Here is a 15,008-nt window from a genome sequence, read left to right on the forward strand (position 1 = left end):
ACATTTAATAGATGCCTGTTCCGTAAGGCTAAGTGTGATCTGTGTTTTAATTTGTTATTATTTGAAAAATTAGTTTTAAGTCCGCATATGAAGGGTGTTTCCTGCGCAGATTCTCTATGTTTATCTCAAATCATAGGTGACTTAAATTTGTTCGTTTTGATGGTTTTTTGATAAGTGGTTTGAAGAAGTGAGCGTGAGTAAATTGGAAAATCCAATCGTTGATTTGTGGCTATGTTCTTTGAGTAATTTGCGTGATGATGTAGGCAGTAAGTCACACCTCAAACAGACACTCACAGCTGATGAAATAGCGAAGGTCGAGCGGTATCGAATGCCCTCATCTCAGATCCAAGCGCTCTATGTTCGTAACTACTTACGAGAGGTTCTGTCGATCTACTCTGATTTGACGGCTGAAGAGTGGCGATTTGAGTATGGTGAAAAAGGCAAACCAAGCTTGATTGCAGAGCAGCAACACAAAACCGGACTGAATTTCAATATTAGCCACAGTCAAGATCATTTACTGATTGCTGTCTGCCGAACGAAAGGGCAACCACTACAGCTTGGGGTGGATATAGAACATGCAAGAAGCTCGACCAACATCGCGGCGATCATGAAGCATTACTTTTCGGAATTTGAGATTAACGATTTACTCGAGCTGGATGAGGTATCTCAAAGAGAGCGTTTTTTCGATCTTTGGGCGCTGAAGGAGTCGTATATCAAAGCGACAGGCAAGGGGCTAGCCACATCGTTGCGAAGCTTCTCGTTCGATTTCTCTAATTTGACCAAGCGAACATTTTTGACCAAGCAAGTAGTGGAACAATCAGGCTTGTATCGCGAAATCAGGCTACATAGCGGGATTGGGTTGAATTTGGATTCTGCTCAACAAGACGATAGTTCTACAGATTGGCAGTGTTGCTTAGGGCGGCTGGATGAACAGTATCGCTTTGCGGTGACGCTTGGCGGGAATTTGCTCCCCATGCAGATAGAGATGAGAACCTTTTCGTCGTCTCATCTCTTGACGTCTATGTGGATAAAATAAAGTTAGCTCGACTCTCCAAGCATCGCTTTTAATACTTCTGCGGGTACAGGCTGAAGTTGTTTGTCTTTATCTAGGCAAACCATCTCGATATCACCAATCACGGCAGGTTTGGTTGCATCTTTACGCCAAACCTCTTGTCGCCATAAGGTTTTGTATTTGCCATCGAGCTCAAAAGAGGTTCGGATATCGCAGATCTCTGCGAACTCAACGCCGTCTTGAAAGGTCATATTGGCTTTATACACCGCAAACCCCAGTCCATGTTCATTCCACAACTCTGCCAGTTTATCGCTGCCCAACACATGCTCGCGCGCACGCTCAAAGTATTTAAGAAAGTTAGGGTGATAAACCACACCTGAGTGATCGGTATCTTCGTAGTAAATCTGTACTGGGTGATGGTAGATCTGACTCATGGGTAGCAACTCTTGGTAAGTAGTGGATCAGTAAATCTGACTAAGTTGTGCAGCACTCTACAGGATAGGTTGAAATTACTTCAAGGCATCATCGTGAAAGGGGCTTTTGGTCAGACCTCATTTATCACTGATGCTTTGGTCAACTCCCACCCATTTACAAATATTCTATGTGTCATTTTCCACCCATTAATTTTTGTAGCGAGTTAGCGACAACTGCAGGCAGATCTGATGAAGCCTTGCGGTTAAAGGCTTGTTAATGAATTGTGTCAATATGGCGCGCTAATTGCCTTAGTGAAAGCACGCAGTTCCCATTGAAGGGCTGCTTTGTTTACTAAGGAGAATAATAATGTTTAAGCCTCTTACCCTGCTGTCTGTATCTGCTCTGGCGCTCACAAGTTTTAATGCTGCTGCAAACTGTGACCCTGGTGAAATCGTGATTAAATTCAGTCATGTAACCAATACCGATAAGCACCCGAAAGGCATCGCCGCTTCTTTACTGGAAGAGCGAGTAAACACAGAAATGAATGGAAAAGCTTGTATGCAAGTTTTCCCTAACTCAACACTTTACGATGATAATAAGGTACTGGAAGCCCTGTTAAATGGTGATGTTCAAATGGCGGCGCCATCGCTGTCAAAATTTGAGAAGTTCACTAAGAAATACCGCATTTTTGACCTTCCTTTCCTATTTGAAGACGTAGAAGCCGTTGACCGTTTCCAAAACTCAGAATCTGGTGAAAAGCTGAAGAACGCGATGAAGCGTCGTGGCCTGCAAGGTCTTGCGTTTTGGCACAATGGCATGAAACAGATGTCGGCGAACAAACCTCTTATCAGCCCTGAAGATGCAAAAGGTTTGAAATTCCGTGTTCAAGCATCGGATGTATTGGTGGCTCAGTTTGAACAACTAGGCGCTAACCCACAGAAGATGTCTTTCAAAGAAGTGTACGGTGGCTTGCAAACTAAAGTTATCGATGGTCAAGAGAACACATGGTCAAACATCTACGGTAAGAAGTTCTTTGAAGTACAAGACGGCGTGACCGAAACTAATCACGGTATCTTGGATTACCTAGTTGTAACCTCTAACGACTTCTGGAAAGACCTACCTGAAGATGTACGCACACAGCTTGGCACTATCGTTCAAGAAGTGTCTGAGACGCGTAACGCAGAATCTTCAAAAGTTAACCTAGCGAACAAAAACAACATCATCGAAGCGGGTGGTGAGGTTCGTACACTTACGCCTGAACAGCGTCAAGCATGGGTAGCTGCACTTCAACCAGTATGGAAGAAGTTTGAAAAAGACATCGGTTCAGACCTTATCGATGCAGCGTTAGCTTCAAACCAATAACACCGCTAAGGGAGTGGCGAGTATTCGTCACTCCTTATTAAAACAATTATAAGCGGAGTCAATTATGGAAAAGCCTCAAATGGAACAACCAAATTCTAGCGAATCAGCACTGGAAACCTCTCTTTTTTCCAAAGTCGGAAGAGTTACGGATGTGATTGAAGAGTCACTAATCGCATTTTTCCTTGGCGCAATGACGCTACTTACTTTTGCCAACGTGGTATTTCGATACGCATTCAATGACAACATCTTATGGGCACTGGAACTGACCGTGTTCATGTTTGCTTGGATGGTGTTAGTGGGCGCATCTTATGGCGTTAAAAAACACTTCCACATTGGTGTTGATGTGATCATCAACCTTGCCCCAGAAAAGCTACGCAAAGTGTATGCGCTCATCGCCGTGACAAGCTGCCTAGCATTTTCAATCTTACTTCTTATCGGTTCTTGGAATTATTGGTACCCATTCGCGACCGATCGCGCATGGTACGAGACCGACGATATTCCAATGCCAGAGATGCTTCAGTTTCTTGCTGACTGGCTGAATGAAGGCGAGCGATACGAGAAACTGCCACGTTTTATTCCTTATATGGCGCTGCCGATTGGTATGGCAATGCTAACGTTCCGTTTTGCTCAAGTTGCTTACCAAGTCGTAACAGGCAAGCTTGACCGCATGATTGCAGGACACGAAGCCGAAGAAGAGCTGGATGCGTTGAAAGCAGACGTGCTAGCGGGCTCTGACGAAGATGCGACAGCGGTATTGAATTCGACTCCGCAGAACAAAGCGAATGAGTCGAGTACAAAATCTAACGGTAAGGAAGACTAATCATGGCAATGTTATTTCTATTTTTAATGGTAATTGCTTTCATGTTGGTCGGTGTACCAATTGCAATTTCCCTCGGTTTATCGAGCGTAATATTCTTATTGATGCACTCAGATGCGTCATTAGCTTCAGTCGCACAAACGCTGTTTAATGCATTTGCAGGCCACTACACACTCTTAGCGATTCCTTTCTTTATTTTGGCCTCTAGCTTCATGTCTACTGGTGGCGTGGCGAAACGTATTATCCGTTTTGCTATCGCGATGGTAGGTTGGTTCCGCGGCGGCTTGGCGATGGCGTCGGTTGTGGCATGTATGATGTTCGCAGCCCTTTCTGGTTCATCTCCTGCAACGGTAGTGGCGATCGGTAGTATCGTTATCGCAGGTATGATCAAAAACGGTTACTCAAAAGAGTTCGCGGCAGGGGTTATCTGTAACGCGGGTACTTTGGGTATCTTGATTCCGCCGTCCATCGTGATGGTGGTTTACGCGGCTGCGACCGATGTATCGGTAGGTCGTATGTTCTTAGGTGGCGTTATTCCTGGTTTGCTGGCGGGTGTGATGTTGATGATTGCTATCTACATCGCAGCACGTATTAAGAAGATTCCGGCACAGCCATTTGTGGGCTGGGGCGAGATGTTCGCAGCTGCGAAAGATGCGAGCTGGGGCTTGCTGCTGATTGTCATCATTCTAGGTGGTATCTACGGCGGCATCTTTACTCCGACAGAAGCGGCGGCAGTGGCTGCGGTGTATGCCTTCTTCATTGCCAACTTTATCTATAAAGATATGGGGCCTTTCGCTGACAAGAACAATACAAAGCCTGCTTTGGTTAAGGTGTTCCAAACGTTTTTCCATAAAGACACCAAAGACACACTTTACGATGCAGGCAAGCTGACGATCATGCTGCTGTTTATCATTGCCAATGCTCTGATTCTTAAGCATGTACTGACCGAAGAACGCATTCCTCAAATGATCACTGAGTCTATGCTATCTGCGGGCTTGGGTCCGATCACCTTTTTGATTGTAGTAAACGTTTTACTCTTGATTGGTGGGCAGTTCATGGAGCCATCAGGCTTGCTGATCATTGTTGCTCCTTTGGTATTCCCAATTGCAATTGCGCTCGGTATCGACCCAATTCACCTAGGTATCATGATGGTGGTGAACATGGAGATAGGGATGATAACGCCGCCTGTCGGGCTCAATTTGTTTGTGACCGCAGGTGTCGCGAAGATGTCGATGATGAACGTGGTAAAAGCCGCATTGCCGTGGGTTGGGGTGATGTTCTTATTCCTGATTATCGTCACTTACGTACCTTGGGTATCAACATGGTTACCAACCACCTTGATGGGACCAGAGATCATAACCAAGTAGCTATTTGAGTCATTCACTGACATGGAATTTAATCCATAAAAAATGAGGAGGTCGCTAGACCTCCTCATCTATATTTCTGCCACGATTTGAATGAGGCTTTATCTGCTCATACAAAGCGCGTTTTGCCTCTAATTCTGGCGTGTGTAGATCGACATGATTGTCAGCATAAAAAATACCATCTATCTCGAAAGTATCGGTAATCGATGGCACTTTTGTTTTCTCACCCATAGTTATTTCCTTATTACTTTGATTGCATAACATCCTGTTATCAAAATAAGTATAGGTGATCTTGCTCCCAAATCTAATTTAGTTTTCGTTTTGTCTGTATGACTCTTTCACTAGCTGGTGTTTTTGCATCTTATCGTAGAGTGTTTTTCGGGGAAGTTGTAGTCTATCCATCGTCTCTTTGATGCTGCCATTACACTCAATAAGCGCTTGCTTTAACGTGTTTTTCTCAAAATCACAAACCAGTTCTGCTAACGACAAATGTTGGGTCGACTCCGAAGTGCTGTCTGATAAGTGAGAAAGCTTACCTAAAAGTACAAAACGCTCTGCAGTATTACGTAATTCTCGAACATTTCCCGGCCAATCATGAGCCAAAAGTGCGTGCAGCTCCTTTTGTGGAAGGGCAGGGGCAGTCTTGCCATAACGCGCCGCAGCGACCAGTAAGAAGTGGTGGAAGAGTGCTGGGATATCTTCTTGTCGGCTTCTTAACGGCGGTAAATCTAAGGTCACAACATTGAGTCGATAATAGAGATCTTGGCGGAAAGAGCCTTCTTCAGCGGCTTTCTTTAGGTCGACTTTGGTTGCTGCTATCACTCGAATATCTAGTGGCACTAAACCGTTTGAACCAACTCGCTCAATAACGCGTTCTTGTAAGACGCGTAATAGGCGAATTTGTGCCTGCATCGGCATGGATTCAACTTCATCTAAGAATAGAGTTCCGCCTTGAGCAAACTCGAATTTACCCACTCGCATGCTTTCTGCGCCCGTGAATGCCCCTTTTTCATGGCCATACAGTTCACTCTCAATCAGGTTTTCAGGAACAGCACCACAGTTGACCGCGACAAAGTTTTGCTCTCGACGGCTGCTTTGTTCATGCAGAGAACGTGCTACTAACTCTTTACCTGTACCTGTCTCGCCAAACAATAATATATCGGCATTGGTGTCGGCAATATGGGTGATGATGGAGCGCAGCTCAGTCATGGATTGCGTATCACCAATGATTCTAGGGCCGAGCGCTTGGCTGGCTTTGAGTGAACGTTTTAACTCAAGGTTCTCTAGTGTGAGCTGACGTTTTTCTATCGCTCGCTTAGTGGTTTCGATTAGGCGTTCATTAGCGAAAGGTTTTTCAATGAAGTCATAGGCGCCGTATTGGATGGCTTGAACGGCCATTGAAATATCGCCGTGACCAGTAATCATGATCACGGGGATCTCTTTGTCTTTGTGCATCACGGTGTTGAGCAGATCATGCCCGGATAGACCTGGTAGACAGATATCAGTGATGATCACGTGAGGTAAGCCGTTTTCTTGAATCGCGAGCAGAGCAGACTCCGCATCGGGAAAGAATTCGGCATCAATGTCGGCGAGCTCGAAGCTCTGTTCAATCGCCATTCTTAGATCGGATTCATCATCAATGAAATAGACGTGACACATAGTGATTCCTTTACTTCTTTGTATTCTGGTTATTGCTGAGTTTTTGTTTGCTGTTCATGTCCAACAAGGGGCAACTCTATGCTGATTCGAGCACCGCCTTGAGGGCTACTACCGGTAACGAGCTTGCCATTTATTCCGTTGATTATTTGTTGAGAAATCGATAGCCCAAGTCCAAGTCCGTTTTTCTTGGTGGTATGGAAGGGTTCAAAAAAGTTTCCGCTAAAAGGGGAGGTGAAGCCGGGGCCGTTATCATCGACATGAATTAGCAAGGTATTGGCTTGTTGATGGTCGGACTCTCTAATCTCTAACAGAATAGCTAATTGTTTGTCATCTTGTTGTTCCACCGCCTGAATCGCGTTGGTCAGCAGGTTAATGATCACCTGTTCCAGTTGAATGGCGTTGGCGAGCACGCAAGCATCAAAGGTCTCAGGGAGTTCGTTGACCTTAACTCGCTCGCTCTTGAGTTGTGGCTTCATCAGCTCTTTCGATGAATGTAAAACTGGGAGTATTTGTAAGGTGTGTAGCTCTTCCGCAGTAGATTTTTTGGCGAACGAGCGAAGCTGGTGGCTGATTTTCGCCATACGATCAGTGAGTGCCGAGATTCGCGATAGATTGTCATCGACACGATCGGTTTTTTCTTTGGCAAGAAACAATCGGCCGTTGTCGGCATAACTGCGAATCGCGGCAAGCGGGTTATTCAGTTCGTGACTGATGCTCGCTGACATCTGCCCTAGCACTGCTAGTTTGGCGGCTTGGATGAGCTCGTCTTGGGTTTGCCTCAGAACATGCTCGGTTTCGATACGGTGTTTGATCTCAACATGTAACTCCGATGTACGTTCAAGCACTTGAAATTCGAGTTTTTGCTTGGCTTCGGATTGCAGCCTGTCTATCTGTGCTCGTCTTTGTTGTCTATGGTGGTTGAGCTGCATTGTTAGATAAATAATCGCAAAGATTAGGCTCAAAACCACAAGGTAAGCAACCAAGTCCCACCAAACTAAGTGGGTTGGAGAAAATACCCGTATGGTGAGTCTTGGTTCGGCTAGGAAACGCGAAGAACTAAAGAACTGCTCTTGGACGAGTTTGTGTGGCGACTCAATACGACTGGTGGCACTGTCTAAATCGCCGGAGAAGTGCAGGCTTTCTATTTTTGTATCGAGATACTGCCTGCTTTCTTGAATTCGAGTGTGTTGTACTTCGCTTAGCGGCTGAAGGCTTTTGAACAGCCACTCAGGGTTACTCGACATAAATACAATTTGATCTTTATCGTCAGCAACAAAAAAACTCTGTTTGCCTTTCCAACTTGCTTCAATCAGCGATAAATCCATCTTTACGACAATGACGCCAATAATCTCGGCGGCATAGGAGACGGGGTAAGAATAATAATAGCCTCGCTTTCCAGAGGTTGAACCTAGCGCAAAATATTGATTTTCATTGCCAATAATCGCTTCTTGAAAGTAGGGGCGGAAAGCAAAGTTACGACGAATAAAAGAACGCGGTTGATTCCAGTTACTGGCTGCAATGGTGGTGCCGATACTGTCTAGTAGGTAGGTGTCGGATGCTTGAATCACCGAGTTTACGTGCTCTAGATAACGATTAGTGAGTTCGATTTGCGCAGAGTTACTTGGAGAGTGCAGGGCATCGACCAGCTCTTTGTCTTTTGAAAGCAGCTCGGGAATGTGCGCGAACTTATCCAATTGGCTTGAAATATGAACAGAAAAGCGGTCCAGCTTAGATTGATGATCATTTAACAAACTTTCATGGCTCGTGCTCCACACCCAATGACCGCCAAACACCATCAGTAAACTGTATGTGACCATTAACAGTATTGGGATTTTAAAAGCTTGAAACATGAAGGCTCTCCGCTGATTTCTTTGGTAAACAATCAAGCCTGTCTTCTCTCGTTTATGGTAGCAAATAGCGGTAGTTTTTGCTGAAAGCAGAGAGTGAACAGATGGATGTAGGTTAAGGGTTTGTAACGGGGATTGTTGAAAAAGTTATCGACTCTGAGGGGTAAAACAAGAGCAAGATCTCTTTTTAAGGTTTTTAGCAAAAAAAGCCCTCGATTCCCTTGAAAAAGTCGCTATTGTCCCCATTTCTGTTGTGCTAAGTGATGATTTGATCGTTTTTGTATCACTTAGTTGGACGAATTTAGAGCATTCATCATCATGCAGAGGTGAACGGCTCGACAGAGATTAAACAGATCGCTAGAATGTCGCGTCTAAAATTTCTGTCCTGAGGCTAATCGGAGATACCTTTCTTGTTTCTGAAAACAAGCTTTATTGCGTTTTAATCGACGTGTGAAGAACGAAGATATCGCTGATTAGTCTGGTGTTTGGTTGAATAATCAATTCAGACATCAATGCTCGATTTTAAATTAGGTGTTCGGATAGAGCACTACACAAGGATGCAGCCAACAACGTCTGCTTTTGAATTAAAGCTAAGTTACGGCTCATATGCTCAGATTACTGAGCCAGTTTTGAGGTTTATATAATGCAAGTTACTGTTGAAACGCTAGAAGGCCTAGAGCGCCGTCTTAATATTACTGTTCCTGCTGCTAACATCGAAGATGCAGTTACAGCTGAACTACGCAACATCGCGAAAAACCGTCGTTTCGATGGTTTCCGTAAAGGCAAAGTGCCAATGAAGATGGTTGCTAAAATGTACGGCAAAGCAGTACGTCAAGACGTGATGGGCGAAGTAATGCAACGTCACTTCATCGAAGCGATCGTTAAAGAGAAAATCAACCCAGCTGGCGCACCTACTTTCGCACCAGTTGAAAACAACGAAGGCGCTGACCTAGTATTCAACGCAACTTTTGAAGTTTACCCAGAAGTTGAGCTGAAAGGTCTAGAAAACATCACTGTTGAGAAACCAGCAGTAGAAGTTAAAGAAGCTGACGTTGAAGAGATGATCGAAACTCTACGTAAGCAACAAGCAACTTGGACTGAAGTTGAAGCTGCTGCTGACGCTGGTTCTCGTGCAACTATCGACTTCGTTGGTTCTATCGACGGTGAAGAGTTTGAAGGCGGCAAAGCTGAGAACTTCCCACTAGAGATGGGCGCTGGTCGCATGATCCCTGGCTTCGAAGACGGTATCGTTGGTAAAACAGCAGGTATGGAATTCGAAATCGACGTAAACTTCCCAGAAGATTACCACGCTGAAAACCTAAAAGGTAAAGCAGCTAAGTTCTCTATCAAGCTGAACAAAGTTGAAGCTCGTGAACTTCCAGAACTAAACGAAGAATTCGTTGCTAAGTTCGGCGCAACTGACGGCGTTGAAGGTCTTAAAGCTGAAGTTCGTAAGAACATGGAGCGTGAGCTTAAGCAAGCTGTTAAGAACCGCATCAAAGAGCAAGCTATCGACGGTCTAGTTAACGAAAACAACATCGACGTACCTTCTGCTCTAATCGATCAAGAGATCGGTGTTCTACGTCAACAAGCTGCTCAACGTTTCGGTGGCAACACTGAAGCTGCTGACCAACTTCCACGTGAGCTGTTCGAAGAGCAAGCTAAACGTCGCGTAGTTGTAGGTCTTCTTCTTGGTGAAGTAATCAAGACTGAAGAGCTAAAAGCTGACGACGAGAAAGTTAAAGCTATCATCGAAGAGATGGCTACAGCATACGAAGATCCAACAGAAGTTATTGCTTACTACGAGCAAAACGAGCAAATGATGAACAACATGCGCAATGTTGCTCTAGAAGAGCAAGCTATTGATGCAATCATCGCTAAAGCTCAAGTTTCTGATAAAGAAGTTAGCTTCAACGAGCTAATGAATCAGCAACCTGCTTAATATAGTAATATCTGACGTAGAAGGTTGACGTACGGTCAACAATTCTGCTAACAATGGTCCGTATGATTTAATCATTCGGGCCATTTATTTTAGGGACATAAGAATATGAGCTACCAAGAAAAAAATACAATGCCATCGATTATGGACGCACTAGTTCCTATGGTGGTTGAACAGACTTCCCGTGGTGAACGTTCTTACGATATTTATTCTCGTCTATTAAAAGAACGTATCATTTTCTTAACAGGTCAAGTGGAAGACCACATGGCAAATCTTGTCGTGGCTCAACTGCTTTTCTTGGAATCAGAAAACCCAGACAAAGATATCTATCTTTACATCAACTCACCTGGCGGTAGCGTAACAGCAGGCATGTCTATCTACGACACAATGCAGTTCATCAAGCCAAACGTGAGCACAGTATGTATGGGTCAAGCTTGCTCTATGGGTGCATTCTTACTAGCGGGTGGTACTCCTGGTAAGCGTCACGTGCTTCCAAACTCACGTGTAATGATTCACCAGCCACTTGGCGGTTTCCAAGGCCAAGCGTCTGATATTCAAATTCACGCGCAAGAGATCCTAACGATCAAACAAAAGCTAAACAAACTATTGGCAGAGCACACAGGTCAGCCTCTAGAAGTTGTTGAGCGCGATACAGATCGTGATAACTTCATGTCTGCTGATCAAGCAGTAGAATACGGCTTGGTGGATTCAGTTCTTAATCACCGCGGTCAATAATTGCAGGGCAATTGTTTAACGCAAAGTGATTCAAATTGATATACACTCAAGCATAGAGAGTTAAGGCTAAGAGGTTAGCGAATGACAGATAAAAGCAAAGAGGGTGGTAGCGGTAAACTGCTTTACTGCTCTTTCTGTGGCAAAAGCCAACACGAAGTTCGCAAGTTAATCGCAGGTCCTTCTGTTTACATTTGTGATGAATGTGTCGATCTTTGTAACGACATTATTCGTGAAGAAATTAAAGATGTTCTTCCTAAGAAAGAATCGGAATCGCTGCCAACGCCGCGTGAGATTCGTGAGCATCTTGACGACTATGTAATCGGTCAAGAATACGCGAAGAAAGTGCTAGCAGTTGCAGTTTATAACCACTACAAGCGTTTACGTAATGGTGATACGACAGCTGAAGGCGTAGAGCTAGGTAAGAGTAACATTCTTCTTATCGGTCCTACTGGTAGTGGTAAAACACTACTGGCTGAAACATTGGCTCGTTTCCTAGACGTTCCTTTCACAATGGCAGACGCAACAACACTAACCGAAGCGGGTTACGTGGGCGAAGATGTTGAAAACATCATCCAGAAGTTGCTTCAGAAATGTGATTACGACGTAGCGAAAGCGGAACGCGGCATTGTTTACATCGATGAAATCGACAAGATTTCTCGTAAAGCTGAAAACCCATCAATCACGCGTGACGTGTCTGGTGAAGGTGTACAGCAAGCTCTACTAAAACTTGTTGAAGGTACAGTAGCTTCAGTTCCACCTCAAGGTGGTCGTAAGCATCCACAGCAAGAGTTCTTGCAAGTGGACACGTCTAAGATCTTATTTATCTGTGGTGGTGCGTTTGCAGGCCTAGATAAAGTGATTGAACAGCGTGTAGAAACAGGTTCAGGTATCGGCTTTGGCGCAGAAGTGCGTTCAAAAGATGAAACCAAAACTATCGGTGAATTGTTCACTCAAGTAGAACCTGAAGATCTAGTGAAATATGGTCTGATTCCAGAATTCATTGGTCGTCTACCTGTGACAACAACACTGACAGAGCTTGATGAAGAAGCGCTAATCCAAATCCTATGTGAGCCAAAGAATGCACTTACAAAACAGTACGCAGCATTATTTGAGCTTGAGGATACAGAGTTAGAATTCCGTGAAGATGCTTTACGTGCCATTGCTAAGAAAGCAATGAACCGTAAAACAGGTGCTCGTGGTCTACGTTCTATCTTGGAGGGTGTTCTACTAGAAACTATGTACGAACTGCCATCTTCAACTGATGTAAGCAAGGTTGTGATTGATGAGTCGGTAATTAATGGTGAGTCAGAACCACTATTAATTTACAGCAACTCAGATAACCAAGCAGCTGTTGCAGAGTAGGTCTTTTTTAGACAAGTCACTCAAATTGAAAAAGGAGGTAAGCAATTACCTCCTTTTTTTTATTCTTCCATTGAATCCAGTCGTTTAAGCCCCATATACTGCTTTATAAGTTAAAGCGGAAGAGAGAAATATATGAACTTGGAACGTTCCGAGCGTATCGAAATCCCCGTGCTACCTCTACGTGATGTAGTGGTTTACCCACACATGGTTATTCCATTGTTTGTTGGTCGTGAAAAATCGATTACTTGCCTTGAATCGGCAATGGAAGCTAACAAACAAGTACTACTTGTAGCGCAGAAAGAAGCGGACACTGATGAGCCTTCAATTGACGACCTATTTAAAGTAGGTACTGTCGCTACCATTCTTCAGTTACTAAAGCTCCCTGATGGTACTGTTAAAGTGCTTGTCGAAGGTCAGCAGCGTGCAAAAATTCACCAATTCAAAGAAAGTGAGTTTTTCTTAGCGGACGCAGAATACGTTGTAACCTCAGAACTTGACGAAAAAGAACAAGAAGTGGTTGTTCGCAGCGCGATCAATCAATTCGAAGGCTTTATTAAGCTGAACAAAAAGATTCCACCAGAAGTTCTAACATCTCTGAACGGTATTGACGAGGCAGCTCGCCTTGCTGATACGATTGCTGCACACATGCCACTTAAACTGGTAGACAAGCAGCACGTTCTAGAAATCTTAGATGTGACTGAACGTCTGGAATTCTTGATGGGCCAAATGGAGTCAGAAATTGACATCTTGCAAGTTGAAAAACGCATTCGTGGCCGCGTTAAGAAGCAAATGGAAAAATCTCAGCGTGAGTACTACCTGAATGAGCAAATGAAAGCGATTCAGAAAGAACTTGGCGAGATGGACGACGCTCCTGATGAATTCGAGACTCTGAAGAAGAAGATCGAAGACTCTAAGATGCCTCAAGAAGCTCGTGAAAAAACCGAGCAAGAACTGCAAAAACTGAAAATGATGTCGCCAATGTCTGCTGAAGCAACAGTAGTACGTAGCTACATTGATTGGATGGTGGGCGTTCCTTGGGCTAAGCGTTCAAAAGTGAAAAAGAATCTAGCGAAAGCGGAAGAGATCTTAAACGAAGACCACTACGGCTTAGAGCGTGTTAAAGAACGTATTCTTGAATACTTGGCAGTACAAAACCGTATCAACAAGCTAAAAGGCCCAATCCTTTGTCTTGTTGGTCCTCCTGGTGTAGGTAAAACCTCGCTAGGTCGTTCGATTGCTGCGGCAACGGGTCGTAAGTACACGCGTATGGCACTTGGTGGCGTTCGTGATGAAGCTGAGATTCGTGGTCACCGTCGTACGTACATCGGTTCACTTCCGGGTAAACTGATCCAGAAGATGTCTAAAGTTGGTGTTAAGAACCCACTGTTCCTATTAGATGAGATCGATAAGATGTCTTCTGATATGCGTGGCGACCCATCTTCAGCACTTCTAGAAGTTCTAGATCCAGAACAAAACAACGCATTTAACGATCACTACCTAGAAGTAGATTACGATCTGTCAGATGTTATGTTCGTGGCAACATCGAACTCGATGGACATTCCTGGGCCTCTACTGGACCGTATGGAAGTGATTCGTCTATCTGGTTACACAGAAGATGAGAAGCTGAACATTGCTAAGAGCCATTTACTGGACAAGCAAGTTCAACGCAACGGTCTTAAGCCTCATGAAATTGAGATTGAAGACTCTGCAATCATCGGCATCATTCGTTACTACACGCGTGAAGCGGGTGTACGTAGCCTAGAGCGTGAAATCTCAAAGATCTGTCGTAAAGCAGTGAAGAACATCTTGCTAGACAGCGATCTTAAGTCTGTAACGGTTAACATTGATAACCTGAAAGAGTACTTAGGTGTTCAACGCCACGACTTCGGTAAAGCGGATGAAAGCAACCGTATCGGTCAAGTAACAGGCCTAGCGTGGACTCAAGTGGGTGGTGATCTACTGACTATCGAGACCGAAGCAATGCCGGGCAAAGGTAAGCTAACGCAAACTGGCTCACTTGGCGACGTGATGAAAGAGTCGATTCAAGCGGCAATGACAGTGGTTCGTTCTCGTGCTGAAAAACTGGGTATCAACTCAGATTTCTACGAAAAACGTGACATTCACGTTCACGTACCAGAAGGTGCTACACCGAAAGATGGCCCGAGTGCGGGTATCGCAATGTGTACTGCACTTGTCTCTAGCTTGACGGGTAACCCGGTTAAAGCAGAGGTCGGTATGACAGGTGAAATTACCCTTCGTGGTGAAGTTTTACCTATCGGTGGCTTGAAAGAAAAACTGCTTGCTGCACACCGTGGCGGCATCAAAACTGTACTGATCCCTAAAGACAATGAGCGTGATTTGGAAGAGATTCCAGACAACGTAATCGCTGACTTGAAGGTGATCCCGGTTCAGTGGATTGATGAAGTACTCAAAGTCGCGCTAGAACGAGATCCGTCAGGGGTCGAGTTTGACGTGAAAAAATAGTGATGCATAGCAA

The 15,008-nt window shown here is 44.5% G+C and carries 12 protein-coding genes and 1 pseudogene; 9 read left to right on the plus strand and 4 right to left on the minus strand.

The window, feature by feature from the left end:
• Positions 1-202 precede the first annotated feature (202 nt).
• Complete coding sequence (locus AB4133_RS10225) at positions 203-1,036, plus strand: 4'-phosphopantetheinyl transferase superfamily protein (RefSeq protein WP_372224374.1); 834 nt, start codon at positions 203-205, stop codon at positions 1,034-1,036.
• Between the two features lie 2 nt (positions 1,037-1,038).
• On the opposite strand, the gene AB4133_RS10230 is transcribed toward AB4133_RS10225, so the two are convergent.
• Complete coding sequence (locus tag AB4133_RS10230) at positions 1,039-1,446, minus strand: thioesterase family protein (RefSeq protein WP_048607892.1); 408 nt, start codon at positions 1,444-1,446, stop codon at positions 1,039-1,041.
• Positions 1,447-1,792: 346 nt separating this feature from the next.
• On the opposite strand from AB4133_RS10230, the gene AB4133_RS10235 reads away from it, so the two are divergent.
• The 3 genes from AB4133_RS10235 to AB4133_RS10245 all read left to right on the plus strand — a co-directional run bounded on the left by AB4133_RS10235 (position 1,793) and on the right by AB4133_RS10245 (position 4,972).
• Positions 1,793-2,788 carry a TRAP transporter substrate-binding protein gene (locus AB4133_RS10235; protein ID WP_372224362.1) on the plus strand — a complete coding sequence of 332 codons (996 nt, stop codon included), beginning with the start codon at positions 1,793-1,795 and terminating at the stop codon, positions 2,786-2,788.
• 64 nt (positions 2,789-2,852) lie between these two features.
• Positions 2,853-3,608: a TRAP transporter small permease gene (locus tag AB4133_RS10240; protein WP_048607896.1), complete on the plus strand. Its 756-nt coding sequence runs from the start codon at positions 2,853-2,855 to the stop codon at positions 3,606-3,608.
• Positions 3,609-3,610: 2 nt separating this feature from the next.
• Positions 3,611-4,972 (plus strand): TRAP transporter large permease, encoded by a 1,362-nt coding sequence (locus AB4133_RS10245; protein ID WP_017060625.1) that lies wholly within the window; start codon positions 3,611-3,613, stop codon positions 4,970-4,972.
• 54 nt (positions 4,973-5,026) lie between these two features.
• Here AB4133_RS10245 and AB4133_RS10250 read toward each other — a convergent pair whose 3' ends face one another.
• The 3 genes from AB4133_RS10250 to AB4133_RS10260 all read right to left on the minus strand — a co-directional run bounded on the left by AB4133_RS10250 (position 5,027) and on the right by AB4133_RS10260 (position 8,478).
• Entirely contained in the window at positions 5,027-5,200 is a 174-nt protein-coding gene (locus AB4133_RS10250; RefSeq protein WP_017060624.1) for a hypothetical protein, read from the minus strand.
• Positions 5,201-5,278: 78 nt separating this feature from the next.
• The gene (locus AB4133_RS10255) at positions 5,279-6,628 is read right to left on the minus strand and encodes a sigma-54-dependent transcriptional regulator (RefSeq protein ID WP_372224364.1); all 1,350 of its coding nucleotides are present in this window, start codon (positions 6,626-6,628) and stop codon (positions 5,279-5,281) included.
• 29 nt (positions 6,629-6,657) lie between these two features.
• Entirely contained in the window at positions 6,658-8,478 is a 1,821-nt protein-coding gene (locus AB4133_RS10260) for an ATP-binding protein (RefSeq protein WP_372224366.1), read from the minus strand.
• Positions 8,479-8,641: 163 nt separating this feature from the next.
• On the opposite strand from AB4133_RS10260, the pseudogene AB4133_RS10265 reads away from it, so the two are divergent.
• The 5 genes and pseudogenes from AB4133_RS10265 to lon form a co-directional block, all read left to right on the plus strand.
• Positions 8,642-8,824 (plus strand): annotated as a pseudogene (locus AB4133_RS10265) (hypothetical protein); the annotation flags it as partial.
• Positions 8,825-9,118: 294 nt separating this feature from the next.
• Positions 9,119-10,417 carry a trigger factor gene (tig, locus tag AB4133_RS10270; RefSeq protein WP_017065881.1) on the plus strand — a complete coding sequence of 433 codons (1,299 nt, stop codon included), beginning with the start codon at positions 9,119-9,121 and terminating at the stop codon, positions 10,415-10,417.
• Positions 10,418-10,522: 105 nt separating this feature from the next.
• Entirely contained in the window at positions 10,523-11,149 is a 627-nt protein-coding gene (gene clpP, locus AB4133_RS10275) for an ATP-dependent Clp endopeptidase proteolytic subunit ClpP (protein WP_004736080.1), read from the plus strand.
• Positions 11,150-11,230: 81 nt separating this feature from the next.
• The gene (gene clpX, locus AB4133_RS10280; protein WP_009847283.1) at positions 11,231-12,511 is read left to right on the plus strand and encodes an ATP-dependent protease ATP-binding subunit ClpX; all 1,281 of its coding nucleotides are present in this window, start codon (positions 11,231-11,233) and stop codon (positions 12,509-12,511) included.
• 132 nt (positions 12,512-12,643) lie between these two features.
• Positions 12,644-14,995, plus strand: a complete 2,352-nt coding sequence (gene lon, locus AB4133_RS10285; protein ID WP_017060619.1) for an endopeptidase La — start codon at positions 12,644-12,646, stop codon at positions 14,993-14,995.
• Positions 14,996-15,008: the final 13 nt, after the last annotated feature.

The sequence above is a fragment of the Vibrio sp. 10N.286.52.F8 genome, from assembly GCF_041468745.1.
GTDB classification, from domain to species: Bacteria; Pseudomonadota; Gammaproteobacteria; order Enterobacterales; family Vibrionaceae; genus Vibrio; species Vibrio crassostreae_C.

Bases quoted from the DNA above. Each gene is read 5' to 3' on its own strand.
- AB4133_RS10230 (WP_048607892.1), bottom strand. From the start codon at position 1,446: ATGAGTCAGATCTACCATCACCCAGTACAGATTTACTACGAAGATACC.
- AB4133_RS10235 (WP_372224362.1), top strand. From the start codon at position 1,793: ATGTTTAAGCCTCTTACCCTGCTGTCTGTATCTGCTCTGGCGCTCACA.
- AB4133_RS10240 (WP_048607896.1), top strand. From the start codon at position 2,853: ATGGAAAAGCCTCAAATGGAACAACCAAATTCTAGCGAATCAGCACTG.
- AB4133_RS10245 (WP_017060625.1), top strand. From the start codon at position 3,611: ATGGCAATGTTATTTCTATTTTTAATGGTAATTGCTTTCATGTTGGTC.
- AB4133_RS10250 (WP_017060624.1), bottom strand. From the start codon at position 5,200: ATGGGTGAGAAAACAAAAGTGCCATCGATTACCGATACTTTCGAGATA.
- AB4133_RS10255 (WP_372224364.1), bottom strand. From the start codon at position 6,628: ATGTGTCACGTCTATTTCATTGATGATGAATCCGATCTAAGAATGGCG.
- AB4133_RS10260 (WP_372224366.1), bottom strand. From the start codon at position 8,478: ATGTTTCAAGCTTTTAAAATCCCAATACTGTTAATGGTCACATACAGT.
- tig (WP_017065881.1), top strand. From the start codon at position 9,119: ATGCAAGTTACTGTTGAAACGCTAGAAGGCCTAGAGCGCCGTCTTAAT.
- clpP (WP_004736080.1), top strand. From the start codon at position 10,523: ATGAGCTACCAAGAAAAAAATACAATGCCATCGATTATGGACGCACTA.
- clpX (WP_009847283.1), top strand. From the start codon at position 11,231: ATGACAGATAAAAGCAAAGAGGGTGGTAGCGGTAAACTGCTTTACTGC.
- lon (WP_017060619.1), top strand. From the start codon at position 12,644: ATGAACTTGGAACGTTCCGAGCGTATCGAAATCCCCGTGCTACCTCTA.